The organism is Paenibacillus agricola (assembly GCF_011440305.1).
Lineage (GTDB): Bacteria > Bacillota > Bacilli > Paenibacillales > NBRC-103111 > Paenibacillus_S > Paenibacillus_S agricola.
In genome coordinates, this window is record NZ_JAAOIW010000028.1 from 1 (window position 1) to 26,754 (window position 26,754).

The window sequence follows — 26,754 nt, forward strand, 5'->3', positions numbered from 1 at the left end:
TGTTGCATGATGTTCATTTGGATCATTCTCTCCTGCCCCCAACCTGTCTACGTTCTACAAGTTGGTTTATCGGTTGTGGCTGGTTTTTCAATGACTCCGCTGGCCTACTTTTAAGTTAACAGATACATGCACCCACATCTCCTTCATGAGATCGGATTGATTAGAACCCTACACAAGGTGATCGAGCATGAGGCTCCACTATGCCCGTTTAAGCTTGAATTTAGTGCCAAAGGAGCGGATATGATTGAGTATTGGGATCTGGATACCAAAAGACATATATTTCGTATCGTGCAAGAGCTTTTGAACAATGCGAGAAAGCACTCCCAAGCTTCAAATGTCAGTATTACAATAACGTCGTTAAGCAATCAAATCTTATTAATTTATAGAGACGATGGGATTGGGTTTCCATCTCATCCCATCGAGCATAGTGAGATTGGATCATCAGGCACAGGAATCGAACAAATGAAAAACCGGATCTTATCTTTAGAAGGAAAATGGGAAATTAGAACGGATACAGGAAGCGGCGTTTATCTAACCGTCACTATTCCTATGAGAAAGGTAGCATGAGCATGCGAAGAAGAACACTTATCGTCGATGACCATCCCGTTATGGCCCTCGCAACGAAAATGGTTTTGGAGCAAATTGAGCATATTGAGGTAGTTGCAATAGCCGCAAGTGGAAAGGCATGCCTGGAGCTTAACGAATTGTATAAGCCAGATCTTATTATGCTGGATTATAACCTGCCTGACCAATTTGGTAGCGTCGTTGCCAAGCAAATCAAAAAAAACTCGCCAGGAACCCATATTATTATTTTTACCGGAATTGATGTTACAGACATCTATAACCAGTTAATTACGATCGGAGTAAGCGGTATCCTTTCCAAGGACTCCAATGAACGCGCGATCCAAAATATGATTCGCTGTATCTTAGACGATTGCACGATGATCCCCTTAGCTTTATACCGCGGCATGCAGCTAACAACGAGCCTCCCCACCCAGGATACCTTGCTTACCAAGGATGAAATCCATATTATGACGTTGCTGGTCAGGGGGGCTACGCAGGAGCAAATTGCCCATGAAATCTTTGTAAGCAAACGTTCGGTCGATAATTATTTAAAAAAAATTTATAACAAATTGAGCGTGAAATCAAGGATCCAAGCCATAGAAAAGTTTGTGCAAAGCAATTATTATGTAGAAGCGGATAAAAGCTGATACCCTCATTATTTTCGCGCACTTACCATCATATAAGCACGGTCTGCTTGGACATAAGTAAACGCAATGTCTTTAAACTCCGCTGCTTGCAGCATCAGCTCAAATTCAAATTCATAAAACCACCTAACTTGTATGGTATCCTCATGTAATTCAATGAGCTTTCCGTTTTTATAGACTTCATATTTGTTGTAATTGGTTTTCAACTGTTCCCAGTAATCCAGCGCAATCCGCTCACTTAACCTAACTATAGCTCCATCATCTCGGCTAACTTCGGCAAGCTGCTTCCACTCATCGGGCTGGTCACTCCTCATATATTTGAAGGGTACGGATAAGGTCACAAGCAGTTGACCGCCTTCGACCAAATGGCTATATAAGCGTTTAAGCTATCCAATAGCTTCTATCCGGTCAGTAAGCAGATTAAACGTATTGCCAGGGATAAAGATCGTATGGTACTTCCTTGGCAAATCCAGTTGCTGGATCGGCTGGCGGTACAAGGCGGGGGCTATCCCTAGCCGCTCTGCTTTTCTTGTACAAACTTTAAGCATATCCTCTGAATAGTCAACTCCGTCAACATCTAAACCCTCCTGTACAAACGGAAGCAGGATCCGGCCTGTGCCACAACCAATTTCTACAGCGGGCCCCTGGTTATCGAGCACATACCCTTTGTAAAAGGCATAATCCAGCCAATTATTGGACTCGCTAAACCATAAATCGTAATGCTCCGCAACAAACCCTTGAAAATCCCCGTTCCCGTTTGTCTGCCTTTTCTCCATAAACGAATTCCCTCCTTTTTTATAATTGATAACCCCTTGTATGCGAGTATATCTGATTTTACAAAAAAGGAAAATCCTTCTTTTTATTGAACCTTGTTAAATTTCGTGTTTCGCTGCAGAAACAGAAGGAATAGTGATCGTAAACCGAGTGCCTAATTGTGGCTTGCTGCTAACCGTTACAAGACCCCCGAGAGCATGAATGACTTGATAGGAATAAGTAAGTCCCAGCCCGGTACCGCTGGATTTGGTTGAAAAATAGATGGAGCCTAGCCGCTCGATTTGTTCCCGATTCATACCGACCCCGTTATCCTTAATCAAAAGAATAGTGTTATTTCCCTCTGCTTTAAGGCTCAGCTCGATCTTCCCGCAAGTGATTTCCGAGCAAGCCTCAACCCCATTTTTAATAAAGTTAACGAGGACTTGTTTGAGTTCATCCGGATTTGCCAGCACCAAGACAGGAATGTCAGGCTTGCTTACTTCCAGTTCAACATTATACATAATGGCATATGGGGTCATTACATCCGCAACAACCCGGAGCTGGTCACAATAATTAATGATCTCGCATTGTCTGGCAGAAGGCTTGGTTAAAGAGAGGTACTCAGATAGAATAGACTCCGTCCTTTGAACCTCATCTAAACTGATCCGAATATACTGTTCGATTTTTTGAGTATCGTGAGACCGTTCACTAATTAATTTCAAAAAGCCTTTGATAGCCGTGAGCGGATTGCGTACTTCATGAGCAAGTGAGGCTGCCACATGACTCATCATTTCCATTCTTTCATTTTGCGCATGGCTAATAAATAATTCCTTGTCTGAAACGGCCTTGCTAAATAGTGACATTAGAAGCCAGATCGCTACTGAATTTTGAACTGGAATGACCAAAATGTGGAAGGTGATATTTTCGGTAACATATTGGGGGAACATCAGATAGGTAAGAATAAGTGGAAGGATGGAGAAGAGAAGTCCGGCAATAAAAGTGACTATATATTTTCTGACTGCAGTTCTGTATATATTACAAAATAACACGGATATAGTAAACGTTATGGCCACGATAAAGATGCCCACCCATTTCCCTTCGCCGCCAAGATACACCCGATAAAGGATAAATTCAATCAATAGAAGTAGACCAGCCTGGACGCCGCCGAAAACAAGACCGAAAAACATGATGACATACCGCATGTCGAAGAAGACTCCGGTCACTACACTGGAAGCGAAGGTCATAGAGAGCAGTAAACAAATTGAGCTAGTTATGATAATAAAGGTGCTGGTGCAATTTTTTAGTTTATCTCGGTAGTAAATGTTATAAATAACAAAAGGAGCAAGTGCAAAAAAAAGCTGCAGGATCATATCATTTAATTGACTCATCTTGTCGCCTCACCACCAAATTATCTACCGTCTTACCCAAGGATTAATTTCGACACTTTTTATTGTATTCCTGCCATGCTAGGCAAGAAAGCCACCCGCTGAGGTGGCTTTCGATTATGATGGCGCTACCCGATAGTGCCGCCTTCTTTCAATTCTAATCACATGCCAGATTCACATATGCATACAACTGTGCCCATAGACCAAGTCCCATTTGAGAGCATACCCGGTATCCACCACGCTGCAGCTCCATGCCGCCTGCATTATGCTGGGCGACTCCCGTCAAAATACCGTCCGGCGTCAAATAGGCGGATAGCTCCAACAGGTTATGCTTCGCGATCTCCATATAAGAAGCCGGTAATAAATGGCGACTAGCTGCCAAAGCTAGTGCCGCAGAGATTCCTGCAGAGCCTGAAGTATCGATACCCGTTGCTGCATCATCCAAGAAGCAAGACCACAGCCCGCTCGGCTGTCTCCAATCTGCTGTCACCTGTGCAATGCGGGTAATCTCAGCCTCTAGCTCGGCCACCCCTGCCAGACTCGCAAAAGGGGAGTCTTTAAGCTCGCAACAGGTTTTGACTAAACCTAAGCAATACCATGAGAACGCCCTAGCCCAGCTGCGGAACGTGTGCTCTTGTGAGTGCTGCATATAACGCAGGTAGACATGCTGCCCTCGTGCCAGGAAATCTCGACGAAGCAGCACCTGGGCAATGGCTTGCTCAGCCATATCCCGGCGCCCAAGATGTCTTGCCATAACTGCAAGAGGATAAGCCACGGTATAAGAGCCTTCTGCCGACACCACGCCTTCATCCATGATAGCCCCCCCGCCCTTAAGGCCTTTAGCCTCAAAAAACTGGATGGCTTTATGAATCACAGGATGGTCAGGTCGGTATTTCGTGATAACGGCAAGCGGCAGGGTCGCTTCAATCGTAGTAAACGTACCGTCAGCCTTGTGGCCGTGTAGATCCTCATAAAGCAAATCACCATCGTCGTTAAAAAACTGGCTGAAATGCAAATCCAAGATGGGATCTATACGATCGGCTCCTAAAAGCGGCTTCAAGCTATCCAGCCCATCAAGGACACAGCCCTCCATCCAGCCAAAGGGCTGCAGGGAGTGCAGCGAAAGCATGGTATTCAAGGCTTCCTCTACTCGTGAATCCGGTTCCCCCATTACAAGATGTGGGGTAAAAAACACACGTTCCTCTGCTTCACCCAGTGCATCAAATACCCATAGAGGCTGCTTCCCGCCTTTCAGTTCCAGACGTACGCCCCGATCCAGTGCCGCTGCGGTCTGTTCAGCTGTAAGGAGTATCTCGAACGGTTGAAATACGTAGGCGTAACGAATGTCAATGGTACCGATACGCTCATTGGACTGAAGAAGAATCACGTCAACCTGCTGAGCATCCCGATAATCTAAGGCAACCGTGATCCGCAAACGACTGCTTAGGCCTGCTGTCTGCTTGAACTGCTCGACATTCGTTTGCCACTTCAATTCCATCCGGTCTTGAGCTTCTCCTAGATATACTGCACTCCAGCCTCTGGAAATGCTTTTGCCTTCAGGCAAGGCAGCCGCAGAAGCCTTTACTACTTGGCCGGGCAAATATTGTACCAGTCCCATCCTTATCCCCTCCTATTTGAATTGCTCTCGATACTGACTCGGTGTAACCTGTACGGTTTTTTTGAAATTTCGATTGAAATTCGAGGCTGTGCTGTATTGAAGCTTTTCTGCGATATCCGAAATCCTCATATCCGTTTCGACTAGCCAGCGCTTCGCGATTTCTAATCGATAATTTGATAAATATTCAGAAAAATTAACACCCGTGTCCTTTTTAAACACACGACTAATATAGCTTGGATGGTAATGAAGACGCGCCGCGAACATTTCGATACTCAAATCCTGATCGTAATGTTGCTCGATATCCGAAATCATCAACATCGATATGTTAACCTGCTGCTTACGCTGACGCTCCTCCGTCCAAGTTAGAAGGGGCTGAACGATCTGCTTCCATAACCAAGCCTCGATCTGCTCGAAGGTATGCATACGCACTAAAATTTCCGAGTGGAACGTCTCCTTTTCGAAAACCTCCTGCACCGACACTCCCGCATCCTGAACTAGGCCTGTTAAGTTATTAAATAACCGTCCTATAAAATGCTGATAGTCATAATGATTAATCGGATTTTCGAAAAAATAGACAATGATGGCATGTAGCCTTTCTTGGGCTTGCTCGTGATTGGTTTGCTTGATGGCCTCCATAATCTGAAATTCGAGCTCCTTGGGATAACGGAACGTCTGCTCAGAGAGCGGCTCCACCTCATTGATGAAAAGAATCGACTCTGAGCCGAGCCTCACACGATAAGTAAGTGCGTCTAGGCTTTCTTGATGTGCAAGCGGTGCATAAATAAAGTTCGTGTACCTTCTACTAATTCCAACACTTATTTTTAGATTCAAATAATCTTTGACGTTATTGCGGATTTCCTCGGTTTTATTGAACACATGCACGTTAAATGGCATTTCCTCATCCAAACCGCCACCAAGGATTAGAACGAGTCCCTGGCTATGGATAATTGGACTTAGACGCATGGACTGTGGTACTAGCTCCTCAATTATATTGTGAATGGCAAAGAGCATGAGGTCCAGGTCCTTATCTGTGTAGTTCGTCCCCTCCAAGGTATCAATTTGAATCGCAAGCACACACCATTGATCCCAGTTTGTTGGAAAGTCATGCTGCTCGAGCTGCTCGACAATCGAACCTAGCTTCATATCCCCTAACAGCAGCTTGAACACAAAAAATTCACGAGTCTGATTATGCAGATGCTCGATCTGGCCCTTAAGCTTTGTACTTGATTGTGCCAGCTTAACCAAGTGCTCACTGATATAGTTCAGCTCATTATTTTGCCTCTGCTTGCCATCCGGCTGTATCGAGCGATAAATCCGATTAATAGGCGAATAAAGCCGATGCGAAACGATGAAGGAGCTCGTAATGACGAGAACGATCAAAATGGCCGCAATAATCATGGTATAGAGCTTGATTGCTTCTGATTTACTCATCAAATGCTCTAAAGGTGTAATCGAGACATACGTCCAGTTGTTGTATAAGGCATGGTTATAATGAATGGCATACTTCTGATTGTGCTGCTCATAGTAAAAGAGGCCTTCTTGTTCATTACTGCTTGCAATTTGCTGATAATACGGCTCTGCCTGCACACTACTTCCAATATCCTCCGTCTCGAAGCTGGCAAGTACTGTTCCCACATCATCCAAAATCAACGTGTTACCTGGTTCGTCATTACCTGAAAGATGCTTGCCAAGCTCCTGTAAAGGTACATTGACCGTAATGATACCAACCGGATTAACCGCATTCAATGGAATATGCTTAATCAGCTTCAAGACGTGACCTAACTTATCGTCCTGAATAAGCTTCCAATAGGAGCGTCGTGAATCATCCCGATATGCTTTCAGCAGCGATTGCAAATGATATAAATAAGTATCGTGCTTGTCGATTAAAGGACGATCCTGCATAGGATATACCGCGCCACCCTCAACAATCCAATCTTGACGATAGCTCATCAGATGGACATCTTGAATGCCTAGCTCAAACACTTGAATCTGAACAAGCTCGTTGATCAGCTTATTAAAGACATCTTGATAATCATAACTAAATGGATAATCAAGTACTGTCTGCATCGAGACTGCATTCGTCGTGATAGATCCGCTGATGGTTTGTGTGGTTAAGGTATCAATGGTCTTGAGCAGGTATTCTACTTTTTCTTTGTTCTGCTTGAGTATAAGGCGTTTGCTCGATGCTACCTCTTCTTGTAAAATTGTAGAGGACGTATTAAAGGACAGATACCCTAACAGCATGATAGGCAATATCCCAATGATACAGCTAAGCAATACCAAGTTGATGAAAAAGCTAGACCTCTGTAATTTTCTCATGTTGCCCCCCGCTTTTGCCACCGTACTTTTCACGCACAACCCATCATATCATATTTGCTGAACGAAGTAAGTACAGGGATTGTATCCGTGGATACAATCCCTGTGTGTCTAGCTTACTTTTTTTTGTAGAGGTCAGAAAGCTCTTTCGACACTTGGTCGCCGCCAATTTTTTTCCACTGCGCAATCGCAGCATCATAGCCGGCGTCATCGATTTTACCCATAATGTACTGTGCGCGTGCATCCAGCAGGATTGTCTTTAACTGCTCGTTTTTCTCTGTTTGAGCAGGAGAGATCAAGCCGTTGGATGGATCTGGTATGCTTACAGCAGCATGCTCACTCATACGCGCTTTCAGCATCTTATCGGTATCCGTCGATCCTAACGGATAGATGACCGCATCTGTCGTAACTAAGTTTTTAAGATCGTCTAAATTGAATTGTTCTGCCGCTGGTTTTTTTTCATTTTCTTGTGCAACGCGAACGAACTCTGCTTTAGCCTCTGGACTGTTGACGGAATTGAAGTAACGAAGCACCTCACGCAAATCCTTTTCTGTTTTTACGCTGGTTTTTGAAATAAGTGCGCCGCCGTAATGCCCTGTGGCCGCGTACGCTTTACCATTAATCGGTGGACTTACCGTCATTGTGTAATGGTTTTTCGTATCTTCCATTTGGAAGTAGTACAAGGGAACAACCGCATCAATCGATTCGATACTAAATCCAACTTTGTTGTTATACAGGTCTTTTCTTGCTTCATTACGAACGACGATTGCGAAGTTTTTATTTATTAAATCTTCTTGGTACAGCTTACGAACGAATGTAAGCCCTTCCCGGTATTCTTTGGTTTCTACGTCTTTGATAAATTTCCCATCTTTATCGACCCTCCAGTTGTTCGGTGCATTAAACCATGCAAAGATTTCTGTGGGAATGTTGTTTTCATAGACCATCAGGCCGTAAGTATCGTTGACGCCGTTTTTATCTGGATCCTTCTCTTTAAATGCTTTCATAACATTGTAGAATTCATCGGTTGTTTTGGGCTCTGCAAGGCCCACATTGTCGAGCCAATCTTTGCGAATAATCGTAGCAAGCCGAACAAGCGGACGCGGACGTGGAATTACATAATATTTGCCGTCGATCGCAAGATTATCCATGATTTGTTTATCATAGCTTTTCAAATTCGGGAACTCATTAAGGTAAGGCGTTAAATCCCAGAACATACCGGATCTTACACCGTTTAGAATCGTTGTCGTGAATGGGTTCTCGACCATGATCGCCTGCGGCATCTCGCCGGAGGTCATCGTTACATTTAATTTTTCGTTGTACACGTTGAATGGCACATACGTAATATCAAGCTTGGCATTGCCAATGCGTTCGGTTTCTTTGACAATCGGTCCATCCATCTTAGGTGCCGTGTTGGATAGATACACGTTCAGCATTGATACCTTGGCTGGTCCTGCTGGGGTTGCAGGTGCTGGGGTGCCCGCCGCCGGGGTCGGGGTGGCGCTTGGATTGCTTGCTGTATCGCTGGATGCCCCACAGCCAGAGATCATGGCCGTTGCCGCAAACACAATACTGAGTGGTAGCCCTACTGATTTGTACATGTTTCTTTTTTTCATTGAAATACCTCCCTAGTATGTTGTCCTTCTATTTAAGGCTGCAAGCCTCTATCTATAGTAGCAGCATTAAAATCTTTATAACTCTTTATAACCAAAGGTAAAGATCATCCGACTGCATTTCTAAATCAACCTTCTCCAAGCTTTCTTGCTCTGCGCTGGCAAAGCCAAGCTTGCCTTGACGAAGCTTGGTATCGGGATCAACAAGATGCTCTCCTGTAATCAGATCGAATTCCCATCCGTGCCATGGGCATCTGACAATTTCATTCTCGCGACCAAGTGTATACTCATATACATTGGAAGGCAATCGTGTGCCGGTAACGACACCTCTGCATACGGGAGCTCCAAAGTGAGGGCAAACATTTCGCCAAGCGTAATATTCTCCCTTCACGTTATAAACCCCATACTCCGCATTTTTGACTTTGACAATTTTGCAGGTGCCTTCGACGATTTCATCTTTATGGGCTACCCAATATTTCTCCATGATTCGTTCCTCCTGTTAATTAGCCCTTCACGGAGCCAACTAGAGCACCTTTAGCAAAATATTTTTGCAAGAATGGATAGACCAGCAAGATCGGTACGGTCGCCACCGTGATCACGGCCATTTTCACTGTCTCGGGTGGTATCGAGGACTCCCCTTCTACGGAGCCTTGCTCAACGAAACCTGCCTGAGAGACCATAACAATCTGTCTGAGCAAAACCTGAATGGGCCATTTGGTGGTATCGTTGATATACAAGATGGCATGCATGTACGTATTCCATTGGAACACGGCATAAAACAAAGTTAAAGTGGCAATTGCTGGCAAGGAAAGGGGGATCATAATACGGAAAAACATTCGCAAATCCCCGCAGCCGTCCATTTTAGCCGATTCCTCAAGTTCCACCGGAATGTTCTTGAAGAAGTTAATCATGATGATAAGATAGAAAGCGATTACCGCTCGTGGTATAATCAGCGACCAGTAACTATTCAGTAGCCCAAGCGACTTAACCACTAGATAGTCGGGAATCATGCCTCCTTGGAAAATCATTGTGAATATAACCAGAAACATCATCGTACGACGGAAGTGAAAGCGTTGGCGTGATAACGGGTAAGCAAATAAGGTTGTAAATAACAAACTAATGAGTGTACCCACAATTGTAATAAATACAGTGATTCCCAAGCTTGTAGGCAGTGCATTTGAGCTAAAAATGTATTCGTACGCCTTTAGTGAGAACTCCGTTGGAAACAACAGAAAGGTTTTGGAATTATAATCGGCAACCGATGCAAAGGAACTCGAAATTACGTGAATAAACGGTATAATCGTAATCAATGCAAACAAAATGAGCAGGGTCGCATTGACGACATCAAATAGGCGCTGTCCAAAGTCTTTACCCACCATTAGTAGAGGCCCTCCTCACCGAATTTTTTTGCAAGCCAGTTGGCAAAAATAACGAGGAGCAAGCCTACAACGCCCTTAAAAAGTCCAATAGAAGTCGCATAGCTGAGTTGTCCATTGATTAACCCCACCCGATACACATAGGTATCGAATACTTCGGCGACATCACGATTCAGAGAATTGACGAGATTGAAGACATGTTCAAAGCTTGTTTCTAGAATATCGCTTAATTTCAGCAAAAGAAGAATAACAATGGTGCTTCGGATGCCTGGCAGCGTGATATGCCACATTTGACGGAAACGACCGGCTCCATCCATTTTGGCCGCTTCATAAAGCTCTGGACTGAGCGCTGCCAGTGCAGCCAGATAAATGACTGTCCCCCATCCACTATCCCGCCAGATCACCTGTAAAATATACATAGGACGGAACATCCCGGGATCCATCATGATCGAAAAGTTTTCGAAGCCCCATGACTCGATAAGGGATTGGAAAATGCTTCGTTCTGACTCGAAAATGACAAAAAACATGGAGACAACAACAACCCAGGACATAAAATGCGGAATGTATACAAGGGTTTGAAGAGAGCGCTTGAACCATTCTCTACGTAACTCATTCAGCATGAGGGCTAAAATAATCGGTACAGGAAATGCAAACACCAGTTGGTACACGGATAACATCAATGTATTGCGTAATAAAGTGAAGAAATCAGGATCTTCGAATAGCCGATAGAAATGCTTCAATCCAACCCATTTACTTCCTGTAAATCCGGTAAAAGGGTGAAAATCCTGGAATGCAATAATAATGCCGCCCATGGGCAAATACTTGAATAAAATAAAATAGAGGATGCCTGGCACAGCCATTATATAAAGCCAATGGTCACGTCGAATATCTTGTAACAGTCTTAGTCTAGTTGTTTTCACCAATTATCCTCCTTACTTCTAATCCACCTTCTTGTGCAAACCATATAAAGTTGCTGCATTTCCTCCTTGGATTTTGGCGCGAATATCTTTCGGAAATGCAGAGAGCACCAGCTTCGGAGGGTCAAAATCCCAATGGGGATAATCACTTGAGTACATAATATTATCCTCGGCCTTACACATTTGAATAAGCTGCACGAGATGCTCAGGTAAGCTTGGCTCCTCGATAGGCTGCGTGGTCATATAGACATGCTCCCGAATGTATTCCGATGGCATCTTTCTAAGCCAGGGTGTTGTATCCCGCAGCGCCTTGTAGTTCTTATCCATTCGCCACATGAGATGAGGCAGCCAGGCGATACCACCTTCAATCGCAACTACCTTCAGTCCCGAATATTTCTCAAAAACACCCTCACAGACTAAGCTATTAATGTGCGCCATATAATTGGTCGGGAGAATGTTGTGCCATTCCATATATCGAGATGGATAGCCCGATGGTGTAGGCGTACCTGCAATGCCTCGTCCTTCGGTCCCTGGATGGATAGCAACGGGCAAGCCCATCCTCTCTGCTGCCTCATAGATCGGATGGAAGCTGCGATGGCCGTATAAGCGTGTAGAGCCGCTGCACATGATGACTTCTACGATATCGGGATGTCCACCAATACGCTCGATTTCCTTTGCCGCATACTGCGGATCCGAATGGTTGATCACCATGGCTCCTTTATATCGAGGATCCGCAGATAACCAATGGTCAATCAAATAATCGTTATAAGCCGATACCGCCGCATTCCCATAATCAATATCTGGATTGAGCGACATTTCGAGCACATTTTGCCCAGTTAATATCACGTAATCAAAGCCATATCGTTCAATGTGGTCCTTAACCATAAATACCGGATTACTGCCAGAGCTTCCGCCTTCATCTGGAATAGCATCTCTCCTAAGCACACCTACCGGTGAGTAATAAGGTTGACCTACACCGGTTCCTACACCGAGCCATTGCTTATGCCATGGCTTATCTAAATAAGGAAGTAGGTCTCGAGGATCCTTGATTCCGTTATGCACATCGGTATCAATCAACATCGCCTTATTCGAGGGCACGTTTGTTTTCTCCAACTGCTTACACCCCTTCTTCATTGTGTTCATTGCCTCGCCATTTATCTTAACCCGGCGAACTCTTACCGACTATAATCAATGCGTGACAGCCAGAAAGTCTTGGTACTAAGGGATTCTTCAGGCAGATATAATCCCTACAGACACACCTAGAATCATTATGTGACAGGATTCTTGATCACGATCCAACTATATTTGAACACAAAAAAGCCACCCCGAGGGTGGCTTGTCCTATGAATGAAAGTAGTTTTAATGACGTACCCGAGAGGGAGCGAACCTCGACCTACAGTTTAGGAAACTGTTAATTGCCAGTTGCAATGGGTTTGTTCATGTGCGTTCTAGCAAGCAATAGGAATCCGCATATAGACTAATTGAATCCTTCAGGTTCATGCATAGGCTGTTCGTATATCGCGATACCACTGCCCAAACGAATCCATGTATCGAACCGCGGCTCACCCTCGTACAGACGGATAATACGGGCTCCTCTTGGAAATTCCCTTTCGTGAGGGTACGTATTTTCTCCGGTTACTCGCCCATAGCAAAGACGGATTCCATGAAGTTCTCCCCAATAATCATTTAAATGGTCATGACCACAGAAAGTTCCTATCACATCGGCTCTCTCCACCATGGCCGTAAATAATCCTGAGTTCACTTTCGGACAGCATACTTCCTCCTGCTTGCCCCCGCTGCAAATCTTGCTTTGCCAAACTTCATTGTATTCAGGAATTGGGATATGGAAGAAGGCGAGCGATGGGACGGAACCCCCTTCATGCACTTCTGCCAATTGTTTGGATTCCCTTAGGTACCAAGAGATTTGATCCCTTCGGATCCAGTCATATCCATCAACCTGCGGATTGCAGGACAAATTGCCAGAGTCAAAGAAATATAAAACTGCACCGCACTTCCCCGCTTTGTCCTGAATAGGAAGAAGGTAATTCCCAACTCCAGTCACCGTTTGCGGTCCCCTCTGAGTAAGCGAATGTTTATGCGCCAAAACCACATTCATCAATTGTTCGCGGCTAATAACCGCTTCCGAATCATGGTTTCCGAATATGAGTGCCCATGGAATGCCTCTTTCTTCTACAGCGGCGACAGCTTGCCGCAGCATGTCCGCAGGATCCGCCTCCGGTGTGGGATGCACAACATCCCCAGTGAAAACAACAAGATCCGGTCTTTCCGCCTCTAGCACATTTCTCATGACCTCTTGTGATTTCAGATCCTGCTCCGATCCATGCTGCCAATGAATATCTGTAAATTGAACGATCGTAAACGTTCCATCTGAACGGAATGACAACGAATCCTGTTTATCCATTGGTGAATCCCCCTGTTCCTAGCTTGAGCGGTGTAAAAATCCTGGACCGGTTTTGGAAGTATACAATTTCCTTGTAGCCCGCTTGATCAAGCAATTGCTCCGCTTCGTCAAGCAGAGTACCTATATCATCGGGATAATGTGCATCCGAGCTGGTTGTTATAGGTACTCCGGCACGACCTAGCACTTGCAGAAACGTGGGACTTGGGCATGCTTCTTTTACCGGATAACGGTACGCCAAGCCAGTATTGAGTTCCGTTGCGACATTGGCCTGTTTTAAAGCATGGGCCACCTCTTCATACATAGGCAGAAGGAGACTTTCATCGGGTCTATATCCAAACACCTTCAAGTTGTCTAAATGGGCAATGATATCAAATATTCCGCTCGCTGCCGCACTTTTCACCGTATTGAACAGTTGATTGTACAAAGCTACCAAATCTTTCTCCTTAAACAGCCCCTGTGTTTCTGGATTGTCAAAGCCCCAGCCATCAAGAAAGTGGATCGAGCCAATGACATAATCAAATTCATAGTGAGATAAGAGCTCCCGTAATTCGTCCTCCCCACCTGGAAAATAATCGACCTCAACGCCCAGGGACAAGGAAACACCAGCTTCCTGCTTCATCTGATGCACCACTGACAAGAAGGGTTCTATAGAGCTAACACAGACCCTTTCCAGCCATTCCTGCTGGATCCTACCAATTGGGGAACCGTCCAGTATCATATACTTTTCGTAATAAGCACGAAACTCATGGAATCTGTACAGGTGATCCACAAGACCGTAATGGCCGATTCCCTGCTTGGCACCCTCACAGAAATAATGTTGGATCCATTCCGGACTGAAGCAGCCCTGCTCCAGCCTCTTATTAAGCAGCAAGGTCAAGCCCTGGATCCATTGGAGCGAATTCGGTAACGGTTGGTCCGAGCCACACTGCACATGTAGTCCATTTACATGTGCTAAGGCTCTTGCCGTCCGTTGCAGCCAACCCGTGGAATAAGGTCCTTCTTCCAAATGAAAATGATGATCAACTCTCATTATGCAGCAGCCCCTTTAAAGTGATTTTCAATATGATTCGACCTTGATATTCAGCTTTCCTTCTTCCTCACAGCAAGGAACGGTAATCTCAAATACTCCGTTATATGGCTCAACATATGCGATCTGCTTATCATTCCATAGAACAGCATAGCCATCACCTGGCGTCATACAGACGAGAAAGGTATAATTTGACGTATGACTGCTCCCATGGCGAATCATTCGCGCCTCCAGCTCCGTGAAGCGGTTGTTAAATGTCCGTTCCTTTATCCATATGTCCAATCCCACCGTCAAGGTGCCCGGTTTGTGATAGGCAGCATACCAGCTCATCACCGGTGAAGACAAGGCTCCGAATTGGTGCCAGCCAGCGCCTCTGCCTGTCTCTACGATAAAATGCTCAAAGCAATTATACGTGGCCTCCGTCTCTCGCTTCCATACCTGCAAAGCCGTTTCGGCGATTAGGCGGGCCTGTTCTCCCTTTCCCAGATCAAACATCGTTTTCCAGACAAACCACTGATGAGCCATCCAGACTGTTCCGTTCCAATAACCATCCTTGCGGTAATAAGGCGCAGATTGACTTACCGCTCCTATTCCGATAGGGGTCCAAAGCTCCTCTGGCGAGAATAGGTGGGACAGCAACATCGCTTGCTGCTCAGACGTACAAATTCCGGCCATTAGTGGATAAACCCCATCAAGCCCGCAGTTATAGTTGTTGCCGTCTTCATCCCGCAGGATGTTTGCAGCTCCGCCTTTTTCATGCACAACATAACCGAAATATTGGCTGTTTTCTTCCCAGGCATATTCCTGAAGCGCCTTGGACAGTTGTTTAATGGATTCATCATACTCCTTGATGTCTTGCTCGCACTCACCGAGTTCTAATGCAGCCATTCGAAGAATTTTAGCGATTCGAATACAGTGGCTTGAAGTAATTGCCGGTGCTGTAGACGCTGTACACTTCTGCCGATGCACCTGAACTTGCGCAGGATAATCATCCCAACCTCCAGAGTTATAAAAATAGTCCCAAGTCTGGAGCAGTCCCGAGGCAAGCCCCGCCGTAGTGGAGCTTCCCAAGCTGCCATTCAGGAACAAATAGTACCTGCGCAGTTTGGGATAAAAAAACTGCAGCAGCTCACGTGATTGTGTACGGCTCCATAGCTCTAAATACAAATAATGTTGAACGGGCACCGGACTCCCATGGTGAATGAACGCGGCTTGCTCGTCATCCTCTTCCGTTACATAAGCATTCAACGTATCCACCGCGCGTTGCGTATCCAGCTCAAGCAGACCCAGGCCGATGAACCCCGAGTCCCAGGTGTATAGGCTATCCCACCAGCGGCCAGGTGTGCTATGGCGTATATAGGAACGTTTCGTATAAACGGGATATACGACATTCGTCTGCATAACCGCCGCCAGCAGCTGTTGGCTGAATCGGTACGTTTCCCCTGCCGGGTTAGGTTGACGATCCGCTGCTCCTGCTTTGGCTGCCAAGTAACGGGTTTCCTGAAGGCCACGTGCCTCGCGGAAACGCTGCAGTTCCTCGTTCACTTGGGTGATACTGCCTTCACAAATGATACCGTATACAACCTTTGACGTTTGCGGCGGTAAAAAAAGCGGCCGCATGAACACATTCGTATAATGCCCCTGACCATCGCCCTGGAATGAGTCATGAACATGATCGTGGACATGATGCCGCATGAAACGATCCAATTCGCTGTGATGATACTCACGGATTTCGTAGGCTTCGAAGTCCCAGCCTAGTCCATATACGCCTTCGGTATGGTCATAAGCTAACAACAAACTTTCAGGAACCGGGCCTGTACGGATCCCGGGGACCGGGTTCCAAGGCACCTCGGAGAAAACGACCTGCTCCACTGACGCTTTGTTTACGATTACGAACCCATCAAGCTCCAACGGGGCAGGGATTGCCGAAACAATAGTTAGTACATAATCTCCTGCATCCAGCACGCCGAGAGCTGCCGCAGCAGTTTGCAAAGCCCCGCTTCCCTCAAGCCGGATATCTTGATCACCTAAGCCGCTTATGCTCAAAACAGCACTATCGCCAGCTGCCATCCGGTAGCGAATGAGCAGCATCCCCTCATACAGCTTGGACGGTATACGGAGTTGATAAGTAACCGTATCGCCTTGATCTTTGCCAAACTCTCTGCCGAGACAGCAACCGCCAACAAATTCGTGCTTACGCTCTTCACCACCTATCCAGCCGTCGTACACTAAAGAATCATTAGCCTTTGGAACCGCAAATCCGAGTGAACGATAGTCCAGCGCATCCACCCACAATGCGAGTTCCGGAAGCTCCACTTGCCAAGCTCTAAGGCGCTCTTTGTGCGAGGATACCTGCGGCGCATGAAGCGATGCCATCCAGTTTACGACCAGCGTTTGTTCTAGATTCGTATTATTGATGCATTCACAGCGTATTAATCTGGCGCATTCGGACCATGCGCTATATGAAATATCACAATATACTTGATCCTTCCACTCCAGCTGCTGGCGGTATGCATAATAAGACAGGTCAGCTGCCGCCTCCCATGGATGAAATCCGGATTCCCACATCACATTGGGAATATCGACTTTGCGCCGGTATAATCCCCCGAATACGCTGAGGTCGAAACGCAGCCCGCTATCGATATCGGGTAGATGGGAGATACCCGCATATTGTTTCGTGTAGGGCCCCCATGTCGGAAGGTGCAGATCATGGGTACTGCGTAGCTTCTCTATTCCATGCATTCGATTCAACCCTCCATCGTCTCATGACCATCGCATAATAAAAAGGGAAGCCGGCAAAGGAAGAGAAACCCTCTTCCTACCTCCGGCATCCTTGTAACCTACTATAGTGTATTAAGCAAGCTTAGACCTTACTTAGTGTTTTTATTGTACCATTCCGTACCTTCTTTAATAAGCTCGTCACCACCGCGCTTTTTGAAATCCTCTACAAATTTATCAAAGTTTTCTACAGGCTCTTTACCCGTCATAACCTTTGCAGCAAATTCTATAAACAGACCCTTGTAATATAAATCTGGATTCTTCTGCATCGCAGGCAAGTAAGGCATTCCCTCGGCGTCATTCTTGCGTCCTTCTTTTGTAGCAATCTCCATTGCTTGCATGACTAGGTCGCCGAACGGACGAAGCTGCATAAACTCTTTATTCAGTACATGGCTTGGCCCAAGGAACCTCATCCAGTTCAAATGCATGGACTCACGAGTCGTCTCTTCATTTGTACTCGGCACTTTATAGCTGATTTTGCCGTTCTCAACCGTATGATCCACGCCTTCAAGGCCGTATAAGACCAGCTTCTGAGCCTCAGGTGTGTAAAACCAATCCAGAAATTTGATGGCATTCTCTGGATTCTTATTGGTCGATGGGATTACCCAAGTTGTAGCCGAAATAATAGAGCGCTTGAACGAACCGCCTTTTCCGTCGGGGCCTAATGGTGCGGCTACAGGAATAATTTCAGCTCCCGGCACATTCTTCTTCAAATCGGCGGCAAGCTTATCTATGCCATCCGCGCCTGTGACAAACATGCCGACTAAACCGGAGCCCTTAATTTTAGTATCGGTATCCTTTGTTTTGTTCAAAAACACATCGTTATCAAGCAGTTTCTCTTGGTACATCATTTTGTACAACTCCAGCGCCTGCTTCATTTGCGGACGAATGAAGCCCGGAACCATTTGGCCATTCTCGAATTTAAACGTATTCGGCGTTACATCGTAGGCATTCATGAACGTTTCCGCATACAGCAACGCTTCACGGCCGGTATATGGAATTTCATCTTTTTTACCGTTCCCGTTAGGATCCTTGTCACGAAATGCTTTTAAGACTTCGATAAACTCATCAACCGTCTTAGGAACCTGCAAGCCTAATTTATCCAACCAATCTTTTCTGAGCAGCGTAATCCGGCCTTGATCATTAAAGTTCAACAACGGAATGCCGTATATTTTCCCATCTTTGTACACTTCTGGACCTGTCCAAGCTTCCTTCGGCGTGTTTTTCATAATATTGGGACCGTACTTTTCAAGCAGTGGCTTCAGGTCAGTAAGCGCGCCCGCATCAACCGCAGGAGCCAGCTCAGCGCTGTTAATCCCGACAGCTTGGATTAAATCAGGCAAATCACCGCCAGCAAACATAAGCGTAATTTGCTTTTCTTTTTCGTTGCTGTTAATGAGTTCGAATTTTACGTCGGTCTTGGATAATTCCCTCATTTTTTGAACGTATTTGTCCTCGTTAATATTGGCAGACGCAACAACATAGCCCTCATTGTTGACAACGGCTACCTTTAATTTCGGAGGCGGGGCATTTACCGCTTGTGCCGCTGCATCTCCACCTCCTGCTGCTCCAGTCTCTGTCTTTGTGGAACAACCGGCAACTGCTGTTGACAACAAAATACCGCTTAGCGTGATACTCATCCCTTTTTTCCAGTTCATTTTCTTAACTCTCCCCTCAAAATGTAAAATAAAAGGCTATCCTTTAACAGATCCGAGCATGGCACCCTTAATAAAGTGCTTCTGGATCATTGGATAAATAAGCAGAATAGGTACAGTAGCCACAATAATGGTAGCCATCTTGATACCTTCAACCGACTGCAGCGTCAAAGCCATGGTACTTCGCATTTCATCCGAATTCGTTTCTACCAACAGCTGCCTCAGCTTGACCTGAAGCGGATAAAGACTGGCGTCCCGGACAAACATAATCGCATTGAAATACGCGTTCCAGTGGCTTACAGCATAGAACAAACCGATTGTAGTAATAGACGGGATCGATAACGGCAGCGCAATTCTCCACCATGTGCCGAAATCGGAGCAACCGTCGATCTTAGCGGCTTCCAGCAAACCATGGGGCAAATTCTGAAAGAATGAGATCATAACAATCAAATTAAATGCGCTTATTAATCCGGGGATCATGAGCGCCCATAGCGTATTCATCATCCCAAGCGATTTAACAACCAGATAGCCAGGCACCATAGGCACTTGGAAAATCATCGTGAAAATAATCAGGATCATGATGGCTGACCGCAGCTTCAGGTCTCTTCTGGATAGCCCAAACGCCATTAATGAGGTAAATGCTAAATTAAGAAAGGTCCCAAACACGGTAATATAAATCGAAACTCCAGCAGATTTCCACAGGGAGGGCGTCTTAACCACCGCCTCGTAATTTTCCAGCGTGAATTCCCTAGGAAAAAAGGTGATACCTCCCTTAACAATAGCTGAACCGCTGCTGAATGAAGCAGCCAATACATTCCAAAAAGGGTATAACATAACTAAACCAAGGATGGTTAAAAATATATAATTAAACCCTCGAAACATTTTTAATGAAAGTGCGGTTTTCATAGGCTTCTCCCTTCTATTTATTTTAAAGCTTTAAAAAATAGATTCGCCGGTTGTTTTCTTACTGACCTGATTGGCCATTACGATAAGAACCAAGCCTACAATGGATTTAAACAATCCAATAGCCGTAGTCAGACTCATCTTGCCTCCCAGCAAGCCTACGCGGTATGTATAAGTATCAATGATTTCCCCTGTTGACGTAACTAACGGATTAAGCAGCATATACACTTGCTCCACGCCAACATCGAGAATATCGCCGATATTCAACAACAATAAGATCATGATCGTAGGTAAAATGGCTGGAATCGTGATACTGGACACTTGCCGCAATTTGCCGGCTCCATCAACTTCGGCTGCTTCGTATAACTCTGGGTTCACCCCGGCCAGTGCAGCCAAGTAGATGATTGTACCCCAGCCGACTCCCTTCCAGACATCGGAAACAACAATGATGATCCGAAAATAATCGGGCTCCTGCATAAAGTAGATCGGCTCTTTACCCATAAGCTTTACCAACTCGTTGACAGGGCCTGACGTCGGGGATAAAATGCTGATAACCATGCCGCCCACAATAACCCAAGATAAAAAGTGAGGCAGATAAAGAATAGTCTGAATAAACCTTTTGAAAAACATTTTACCGATTTCATTGAGTAGTATCGCCAGTATAATGGGGGCAGGAAATCCAAAAACCAGCTTGTATACACTGATTAATACCGTATTTCTCAATATTCTAAAAAATTCAGGATACGCCAGCATCGTTCTGAAATTTTCCAGACCTACAAATTCACTTCCCAGAATCCCTTTAAATACGGAATAGTCCTGGAATGCAATGATACTCCCACTTAAAGGGATGTATTTGAAAATAATAAAAAACAGCGCTCCTGGCAAAATCATCATGTACATCTGCCAGTTTTTTTGCATGTAATTTCTTTTTCTGACTACTCCGACAGCGGCTGACAATTTCTTCACCCCTTTTATATGACTTATAATAAGTGTAATCGCTTTCTTGTTTCTTTGACATATCCGTGCTTATTCGGAACTGGTTAATTTTTGTCTTTCATTGGCGCTGATTCATTTATTCAAGCCCAAGTAACTTACGGTACTCTGTTGGATTATATCCGCTGTATTTTTTGAATACTTTAGCAAAATGAGAATACTCCTTATATCCACTTAAATAAGCCACCTCATACGTTTTGGATTCCGGGTTGGCAAGCATACGCTTGGCATGTTCAATACGGACCTGGGTTACATAATGAATAAATGAAATCCCGGTCTCTTCTTTAAAGCAGCGGCTCAAATACGAAATCGAGACCCCAACCTCATCAGCTGTTTGCTGAAGCGATAATGTATCCTCGTGATAGTGACTTTCAATGAAGGTTACGGCGGCACGAATGTATTTTCTGTACGCTTGGTTTCTGTTGCGTTTGATTTCCTTCATCAGGCGGTTGATATTTTCGGAGAATTGTCCGCGGGGATTGGTATGGCTGTTCATGGACAAATCCAACTCGGCCAGGCTGATATCACCGTCATCTTTTCGAAGCAGGTTATTCCTAATAAAAATGAGTAAATCCGTATAACAATGGAGCAGCGGGAAGTAGGATGCATACTTTTCTGTTAGCTCTTTATCAATAGTATCCAATGTTTGATCCACGCTGGCTTGATCGAGAAACCAAATTTTATTCAGCAGCTCCTCCCCCAACATTGTACAAGCCCAAATCCATTCACTGTTGTTGTTATTTCCATGTTTCTTTCTTTCGAATTTTTGCTCGATGGTTTGCAGCAGACTTAGTACGATGTCAGGGTCAATCGGTTTAAGCAAATAGTCGACAACCTGCTTAAATCGAAGCGCGCTTCTTGCATATTCGAATTCACTGTAGCCCGATACAATAATGAATGTGGTTTGGGGGGTGTTGGACTCCGCCCATTCAATCAGCTCGAGCCCATCCATAACGGGCATGTTAATATCCGTAAATACAAGCTCCGGCGAAAGCTTCTGTATCAGTTGTGAGGCCTCCATCCCATTCTTGGCTGTTCCGACAACCGTGAACGGAAGGCCGCTTCTTTCAATCAATATGCTTAAGCTTCGCTTTATCATGCTCTCATCATCAACGATAATTACTTTATGCATTTTTGTTCCTCCATGGCTCTATTCATATGGAAGTCTAATTTCAATGACCGTTCCCGATTCATCCGATTTGGCAATATGCAGCCCGTAGGGGTTGCCAAAAGTTAGCACAATCCGGCTATGCACGTTCCACAACCCGATCCGGTTCAAGAAAGGATGCTGATGATCATCAACGATCTGATTCATCGTCACTTCATTAAAGACATGATTAAACTGCTCCACTTTTCCGGCACTCATTCCCCCTCCTTCATCCACTACTTTAATGACATAATAATCAGCCCTTAGCTCGTCGAAAACTCCAATATAGGCAGGTTCTTTTTTATGCTTCTCATAACCGTGAATAAATGCATTTTCCACAATAGGCTGCAGCAACAATTTAAGAGCTTTCACTTGTACCACTTCACAGAATGGAACGTTTACCTCCATGCTCAGTTCCTCATACCGCTGCTTTTGCACCTCCAGATAGGTTTGGATTTGGTCGAGCTCCATCTGTATATGGACAAGCTCGTGCGGGCTTCCAACGCTGTAACGGAAAATTTTCGCTAAGGCAATAACCATGCGGCTAATAGGTTTATAGCCTTCCATAATCGCATGGGAATTAATAACCTCCAATGTGTTATACAAGAAATGAGGATTGATTTTCGATTGTATGGATGCCAGCATCGATTCCCGCTGCTTAATTTCCATTTGCTTTCCTTTTACTTTCGAAATATGGACAGCCTCGATTAACCCCCTAATCTCTTCAACCATTTTATTAAAACTATGGTATAAGCTGTTAATTTCTTGGTTTTTATGAGTAGGAGCCGTTACTGACAAGTCCCCCAGCTCGGCTTTTTTCATCATATATCTCAATCGTGACAATGAACGGCTCAGGAATAAGGAATAACCACCTACCGTTACGAGAGCAATAATGACCAGACAGATTCCGATGGTTACGGTCATATTCCTCAATGAAACCATATCACCCGTCAACGCTTGGATTGGGATTTGGAACACAACCGTCCATCCTGTGCTTTTGGAACGAAAGCTTGAAATGAGATGGTGCTGGTCTTCCGACTTTCTGGTTAAAAATTGCCCTTCCAGTGGAATCGACTCACTCATTTCCGCATCACTTAACGGCTGTCCCCACCTATTGCTTTCCGGGTGGTAAATCAGTCGGCCCTCATTATCTACGATCCAAACAAAACCTGTCTTGCTTATCTGAACGGATTGCGCCATGGTATGCAGCTCTATAAGCTTCAGATCGATAGCTAGAATACCGGATAGCTGCATCGTATTCGTCACATACAGATTCCTCCCCACTGTCAACACAGATGCAGAGTCGATAACCGATATGCCGAAGAAACGAAAGTTTTTTCTGTCCACGTCTTGTTTCATATAAGAATCAAACCTGGACTGATTCGCAAAAATAGCAGTGGTAGAAACCGTATTTCCTTGAGCTGAATACAAGGAGACACCATACAAATCTTTTCTGCCAAATAGGATCGTGTCTAAAATCTGCGTACCGACTAATTTCGAATTTTGGTAACGGTTATAATCACTGCTTGGATTGATTTTCAAAAATTCTTGGATCAACGGGTGCGTCGCTAAAGGGAGGGTGACACGTTCTAATTCGTTAAAATAAATGTCCAGCTTATTGCTTAACTGTTCAACCAATTGCTCACTTGCTTGATAGGCATTGTTTTCAACCGTTTTTGTTGCTTCTTTATACCAAATCACACCGAACAAAATAAAAGGGACACATAAAAAAAAGAAAAACAACAATAAAAACGTTGTTTTTATAGAAAACCTGTGTATAAAATTCATGCTTATCCCCTCTATTTGTTGGAATTCACACCGTTTCTTGGGATGAAGGATCGCCAATAACCGTTCCGTCGTCCAATCGGATCCAGGTCTGAAATTTCCGTTCACCTTCAAGCAGACGAATCATTCGCGCCCCTCTTGCGGTCCCGTTGCGCGGGTACGTATTATATCCGGTAGCCCGTCCGTAGCACAAGCGTATACCATGAAGCTCCCCGCAATAATCATTGACATGGTCATGTCCGGCAAACATACCCGTTATATCGCCTCGTTCCAACGCAGCAGTGAAAAACCCGGAATTCAGTGGCGGGCAAGCAACCTTCTCCAAACGGCTGCCGCAGCATTCCTGCTCATTCCAAACGGTATTATATTCAGGCAGGGGGATATGGAAAAAAGCAAGGGAGGGCACCGACCGGCCAAACTCCTGTTCAAGCTTGGCGGATTGCTCTGTGTACCATTCGATCTGGTCTTGTTTAATCCAATCGTATCCGGTAACAGGCGATGGAGCCATTTCATGGGAATCAAGCAAATACAACACTGCAGAAGTGGATGAACCTCCCGGTCCTCCGATCCTTAGCATGAAATTACCCAGCCCGGAAACTCCGCCCGGACCTGCTTCGGTTAGGCAATGCGGACAATTGCGCTGCACCTCCATCAGTTCCTCGCCCGTTACACCGTATTCTTTATCATGATTTCCGAAAACAGCTGCCCATGGAACCCCATGCTCCTCCAGAATCTGAACAGCTTGAGCGTAAGCTTCCGGCCTTCCGTTCAAGCATTGTCCGCTCTGTATCACATCACCGGTAAGAATGGCAAGATCAGGCTGCTCCGCACTTAAAATCATGTCCATTAGCCTTCTCGTTTGTTGATCAAGCCCGTCACCCAGCTTCCAATGCATATCCGTAAATTGTACGATTGTGAAGCTTCCGTCTGCTCGAAATTTCAATGTCTTCGACACAGCTTATCCCCTTTCTCCTGATTTGTTATTCATCTGAAACTAATCAAAATTCAGGATCAAGCTGTCCTCCTCGAAGCGGATTTCATAGTGCCCAGACCTATATTCTGATGTGCAGTAAGGGTTTTCAAATCTTTTATAGCCCGTTAACGGAATCTCCTCACCGTTTACACAAAGCGGCTGATCCCAACCAAATTGTATCGTATCCCCGGCAATGTCCCAGCTCATATCAAGACCGTCAAATTGCAAGCCAGATTGCAATATTTCTGCTGCGAAGGAAGCAAACGAACCATGATCTTGTTTCGATCCTACACGGCATACCCATATATTAGTCAACGAATCACATATGACTTCTTCCTCAGCATGTTTCGGGTTGGCAGACCAGGCATACCCGTTCTGAGAATGCAGCGCGATATATCCATTGTTCTTCCTGCCGAAGATCCAGCCTGCGATTTCAGAAACTTCATCAAATCCCTGTTTCGGGAAATAAGCGTGGGAGTAGGGAACGCTTACATCCTCACGCAACTTATGAATACTAACCAAAGTATGCTTATATTGAGCGGCTCTCGGGAAGATCCCGTTGCCGGCCCACAAATCCGGTCTTCCTTCCCCCTCGGTAAAGGTTCCGGGGTGGTTCGTGAAAACGATCGCATCCTTCCCCAGCGTTGCTTGCCATATATGCTGCTGAAACCCATTCTCGCCTGGACGGTAGCTTTGGGCACAGCTTAGCATGTAATCGGCCGTTTTGTAGGTGATTTTATTGACCCTGCTTAAATAAGTGATCGCGCGGCAAGCTTCAGGCTCCACTCCAATAATTCGGCAATTTTTTACATATTCATGCTCATTGTATACTTCACTATGCACCATTATACCGTATTTCTCACCCATTCGTTTAGTTGCTTCAATAATTTTCGAATGTGTGTATCCCATATTTTGCCAATATAACGTCAAGTCCTCTTCATCCTCAAAGCCCTTCCCGAACAACGGTCCGTCTTCTACGTTAAAGCTTTGCTGCTCATGATCCTCCATACTCCGTTTGTCCAGAAAAATACGTTCAAGTATAGGATGCGGTTCAAAGTAGCTTGTCGCAAAAGCGACCGTACATTTTTCAAGCGTGGTCTGGCTTAGTTCACCGAAATTCCACAATAATTTCTTAAGAGAGCGTGTTGGATCCTTAGCACCCGATTTGAGGTCTCTTGAATAAGTCCGGCCGTAAGTGCAAGCAAGCACTCCTTGGAAGGAGTTAACAGCCAAACCGAACAAGACGACCTGCAACAAATCACCGGCTTTCTGTTTAAGCTCAAGGTCTTCGGCAAAATCAAATACGTTCAACAAGGAGTTCGCATTTGTCGGCAAATAGGTGTGTGAATCCCATTCGGAGAATCCAACCTTGCCCTTAAGGTTGATCCAATCGAGCATTTTCAGCTTAAGCTCCGCCATAATCTCTTTTCCCTTTTTCCCCCGTGCGGTAAAGGTCTCCTCCGGAAACAACTGTGCAACCAAATATTCGCCGGTGTGAAAGGCCATAATATGATTTTCTGTCCACATATTCTGCTTGCCCGGAAACTTCGCATTCTCGCTAAACCAATAATCATACTCCAGCAGCGTATGTTTAATCTTGGTGACTACATCGCTGCTTAACAATCCGCTTTTTGAATCTAAGTACAACATCCTGAGCAACATGGAGACTGAAAAATCACTGCAATCTAATCTATAATATATGGGTGCAAGCGCACTCAAAATAAATTCTTGATTCGGTGTCTTTCCAGCAGCTAATTGGGTCAGGGCAAACAGTAACTTTTGCCTGCCTTCCAGCATACCCCCACGAACCTTCGGATCCAACTCAGACCAATATTCCAAATACTCTTGCCGGACTTGTGCATACTTCATAGATAATTATCCTCCTGAG

General features: G+C 45.1%; 22 protein-coding genes. 2 read left to right on the plus strand and 20 right to left on the minus strand.

Annotation, left to right across the window (positions count from 1 at the left end):
- Window positions 1-126 precede the first annotated feature (126 nt).
- Together G9U52_RS36255 and G9U52_RS36260 are read left to right on the plus strand one after the other, a co-directional pair.
- On the plus strand, window positions 127-567 hold the full coding sequence (locus G9U52_RS36255) for a sensor histidine kinase (protein WP_207953429.1): 441 nt from the start codon (window positions 127-129) through the stop codon (window positions 565-567).
- Window positions 568-569: 2 nt separating this feature from the next.
- Complete coding sequence (locus G9U52_RS36260) at window positions 570-1,211, plus strand: response regulator transcription factor (protein WP_243767766.1); 642 nt, start codon at window positions 570-572, stop codon at window positions 1,209-1,211.
- 8 nt (window positions 1,212-1,219) lie between these two features.
- On the opposite strand, the gene G9U52_RS36265 is transcribed toward G9U52_RS36260, so the two are convergent.
- The 20 genes from G9U52_RS36265 to G9U52_RS36360 form a co-directional block, all read right to left on the minus strand.
- Window positions 1,220-1,522, minus strand: coding sequence for a hypothetical protein (locus tag G9U52_RS36265; protein ID WP_207953430.1), 303 nt, complete (start codon window positions 1,520-1,522; stop codon window positions 1,220-1,222).
- A gap of 72 nt (window positions 1,523-1,594) precedes the next feature.
- Window positions 1,595-1,984, minus strand: a complete 390-nt coding sequence (locus G9U52_RS36270) for a class I SAM-dependent methyltransferase (protein WP_166157541.1) — start codon at window positions 1,982-1,984, stop codon at window positions 1,595-1,597.
- Window positions 1,985-2,080: 96 nt separating this feature from the next.
- Window positions 2,081-3,349 carry an ATP-binding protein gene (locus G9U52_RS36275; RefSeq protein WP_166157544.1) on the minus strand — a complete coding sequence of 423 codons (1,269 nt, stop codon included), beginning with the start codon at window positions 3,347-3,349 and terminating at the stop codon, window positions 2,081-2,083.
- Window positions 3,350-3,503: 154 nt separating this feature from the next.
- A complete protein-coding gene (locus G9U52_RS36280; RefSeq protein ID WP_166157547.1) occupies window positions 3,504-4,964 on the minus strand; it encodes a glycoside hydrolase family 88 protein in 1,461 nt (486 codons plus the stop codon).
- A gap of 12 nt (window positions 4,965-4,976) precedes the next feature.
- The gene (locus tag G9U52_RS36285; RefSeq protein ID WP_166157550.1) at window positions 4,977-7,283 is read right to left on the minus strand and encodes a helix-turn-helix transcriptional regulator; all 2,307 of its coding nucleotides are present in this window, start codon (window positions 7,281-7,283) and stop codon (window positions 4,977-4,979) included.
- 113 nt (window positions 7,284-7,396) lie between these two features.
- Complete coding sequence (locus G9U52_RS36290; protein WP_166157553.1) at window positions 7,397-8,893, minus strand: type 2 periplasmic-binding domain-containing protein; 1,497 nt, start codon at window positions 8,891-8,893, stop codon at window positions 7,397-7,399.
- A gap of 85 nt (window positions 8,894-8,978) precedes the next feature.
- Window positions 8,979-9,374 (minus strand): Rieske (2Fe-2S) protein, encoded by a 396-nt coding sequence (locus G9U52_RS36295; protein ID WP_166157556.1) that lies wholly within the window; start codon window positions 9,372-9,374, stop codon window positions 8,979-8,981.
- A gap of 19 nt (window positions 9,375-9,393) precedes the next feature.
- Window positions 9,394-10,269 (minus strand): carbohydrate ABC transporter permease, encoded by an 876-nt coding sequence (locus G9U52_RS36300; protein WP_166157559.1) that lies wholly within the window; start codon window positions 10,267-10,269, stop codon window positions 9,394-9,396.
- Window positions 10,269-11,126, minus strand: a complete 858-nt coding sequence (locus G9U52_RS36305; RefSeq protein WP_166157662.1) for an ABC transporter permease — start codon at window positions 11,124-11,126, stop codon at window positions 10,269-10,271. The genes G9U52_RS36300 and G9U52_RS36305 overlap by 1 nt, the downstream gene beginning before the upstream one ends.
- Window positions 11,127-11,204: 78 nt before the next feature.
- A complete protein-coding gene (locus G9U52_RS36310; RefSeq protein WP_243767768.1) occupies window positions 11,205-12,296 on the minus strand; it encodes an amidohydrolase family protein in 1,092 nt (363 codons plus the stop codon).
- Between the two features lie 364 nt (window positions 12,297-12,660).
- Entirely contained in the window at window positions 12,661-13,605 is a 945-nt protein-coding gene (locus G9U52_RS36315; RefSeq protein WP_166157562.1) for a metallophosphoesterase family protein, read from the minus strand.
- Window positions 13,598-14,635: a PHP domain-containing protein gene (locus G9U52_RS36320; protein WP_166157565.1), complete on the minus strand. Its 1,038-nt coding sequence runs from the start codon at window positions 14,633-14,635 to the stop codon at window positions 13,598-13,600. Before G9U52_RS36320 ends, G9U52_RS36315 begins: the two co-directional genes overlap by 8 nt.
- A gap of 27 nt (window positions 14,636-14,662) precedes the next feature.
- Window positions 14,663-17,374 (minus strand): MGH1-like glycoside hydrolase domain-containing protein, encoded by a 2,712-nt coding sequence (locus tag G9U52_RS36325; RefSeq protein ID WP_166157568.1) that lies wholly within the window; start codon window positions 17,372-17,374, stop codon window positions 14,663-14,665.
- 128 nt (window positions 17,375-17,502) lie between these two features.
- A complete protein-coding gene (locus tag G9U52_RS36330; RefSeq protein ID WP_166157571.1) occupies window positions 17,503-19,068 on the minus strand; it encodes an extracellular solute-binding protein in 1,566 nt (521 codons plus the stop codon).
- A 36-nt stretch (window positions 19,069-19,104) separates the two neighbouring features.
- Window positions 19,105-19,971: a carbohydrate ABC transporter permease gene (locus tag G9U52_RS36335; RefSeq protein ID WP_243767769.1), complete on the minus strand. Its 867-nt coding sequence runs from the start codon at window positions 19,969-19,971 to the stop codon at window positions 19,105-19,107.
- A gap of 30 nt (window positions 19,972-20,001) precedes the next feature.
- Window positions 20,002-20,934, minus strand: coding sequence for an ABC transporter permease (locus G9U52_RS36340; protein WP_311764984.1), 933 nt, complete (start codon window positions 20,932-20,934; stop codon window positions 20,002-20,004).
- A 106-nt stretch (window positions 20,935-21,040) separates the two neighbouring features.
- Window positions 21,041-22,093, minus strand: a complete 1,053-nt coding sequence (locus G9U52_RS36345; protein ID WP_166157574.1) for a helix-turn-helix domain-containing protein — start codon at window positions 22,091-22,093, stop codon at window positions 21,041-21,043.
- An 18-nt stretch (window positions 22,094-22,111) separates the two neighbouring features.
- Window positions 22,112-23,896, minus strand: a complete 1,785-nt coding sequence (locus tag G9U52_RS36350) for a sensor histidine kinase (protein ID WP_166157577.1) — start codon at window positions 23,894-23,896, stop codon at window positions 22,112-22,114.
- 25 nt (window positions 23,897-23,921) lie between these two features.
- Window positions 23,922-24,848: a metallophosphoesterase family protein gene (locus tag G9U52_RS36355; protein WP_166157580.1), complete on the minus strand. Its 927-nt coding sequence runs from the start codon at window positions 24,846-24,848 to the stop codon at window positions 23,922-23,924.
- A 39-nt stretch (window positions 24,849-24,887) separates the two neighbouring features.
- On the minus strand, window positions 24,888-26,735 hold the full coding sequence (locus G9U52_RS36360; RefSeq protein WP_166157583.1) for a hypothetical protein: 1,848 nt from the start codon (window positions 26,733-26,735) through the stop codon (window positions 24,888-24,890).
- Window positions 26,736-26,754: the final 19 nt, after the last annotated feature.

Coding starts and splice junctions, on each gene's coding strand:
- G9U52_RS36315 (WP_166157562.1), bottom strand. CDS start 13,605: ATGGATAAACAGGATTCGTTGTCATTCCGTTCAGATGGAACGTTTACG.
- G9U52_RS36300 (WP_166157559.1), bottom strand. CDS start 10,269: ATGGTGGGTAAAGACTTTGGACAGCGCCTATTTGATGTCGTCAATGCG.
- G9U52_RS36335 (WP_243767769.1), bottom strand. CDS start 19,971: ATGAAAACCGCACTTTCATTAAAAATGTTTCGAGGGTTTAATTATATA.
- G9U52_RS36305 (WP_166157662.1), bottom strand. CDS start 11,126: ATGGCTGTGCCAGGCATCCTCTATTTTATTTTATTCAAGTATTTGCCC.
- G9U52_RS36360 (WP_166157583.1), bottom strand. CDS start 26,735: ATGAAGTATGCACAAGTCCGGCAAGAGTATTTGGAATATTGGTCTGAG.
- G9U52_RS36330 (WP_166157571.1), bottom strand. CDS start 19,068: ATGAACTGGAAAAAAGGGATGAGTATCACGCTAAGCGGTATTTTGTTG.
- G9U52_RS36255 (WP_207953429.1), top strand. CDS start 127: ATGCACCCACATCTCCTTCATGAGATCGGATTGATTAGAACCCTACAC.
- G9U52_RS36320 (WP_166157565.1), bottom strand. CDS start 14,635: ATGAGAGTTGATCATCATTTTCATTTGGAAGAAGGACCTTATTCCACG.
- G9U52_RS36325 (WP_166157568.1), bottom strand. CDS start 17,374: ATGCATGGAATAGAGAAGCTACGCAGTACCCATGATCTGCACCTTCCG.
- G9U52_RS36290 (WP_166157553.1), bottom strand. CDS start 8,893: ATGAAAAAAAGAAACATGTACAAATCAGTAGGGCTACCACTCAGTATT.
- G9U52_RS36260 (WP_243767766.1), top strand. CDS start 570: ATGCGAAGAAGAACACTTATCGTCGATGACCATCCCGTTATGGCCCTC.
- G9U52_RS36275 (WP_166157544.1), bottom strand. CDS start 3,349: ATGAGTCAATTAAATGATATGATCCTGCAGCTTTTTTTTGCACTTGCT.
- G9U52_RS36265 (WP_207953430.1), bottom strand. CDS start 1,522: ATGAGGAGTGACCAGCCCGATGAGTGGAAGCAGCTTGCCGAAGTTAGC.
- G9U52_RS36295 (WP_166157556.1), bottom strand. CDS start 9,374: ATGGAGAAATATTGGGTAGCCCATAAAGATGAAATCGTCGAAGGCACC.
- G9U52_RS36350 (WP_166157577.1), bottom strand. CDS start 23,896: ATGAATTTTATACACAGGTTTTCTATAAAAACAACGTTTTTATTGTTG.
- G9U52_RS36345 (WP_166157574.1), bottom strand. CDS start 22,093: ATGCATAAAGTAATTATCGTTGATGATGAGAGCATGATAAAGCGAAGC.
- G9U52_RS36270 (WP_166157541.1), bottom strand. CDS start 1,984: ATGGAGAAAAGGCAGACAAACGGGAACGGGGATTTTCAAGGGTTTGTT.
- G9U52_RS36285 (WP_166157550.1), bottom strand. CDS start 7,283: ATGAGAAAATTACAGAGGTCTAGCTTTTTCATCAACTTGGTATTGCTT.
- G9U52_RS36280 (WP_166157547.1), bottom strand. CDS start 4,964: ATGGGACTGGTACAATATTTGCCCGGCCAAGTAGTAAAGGCTTCTGCG.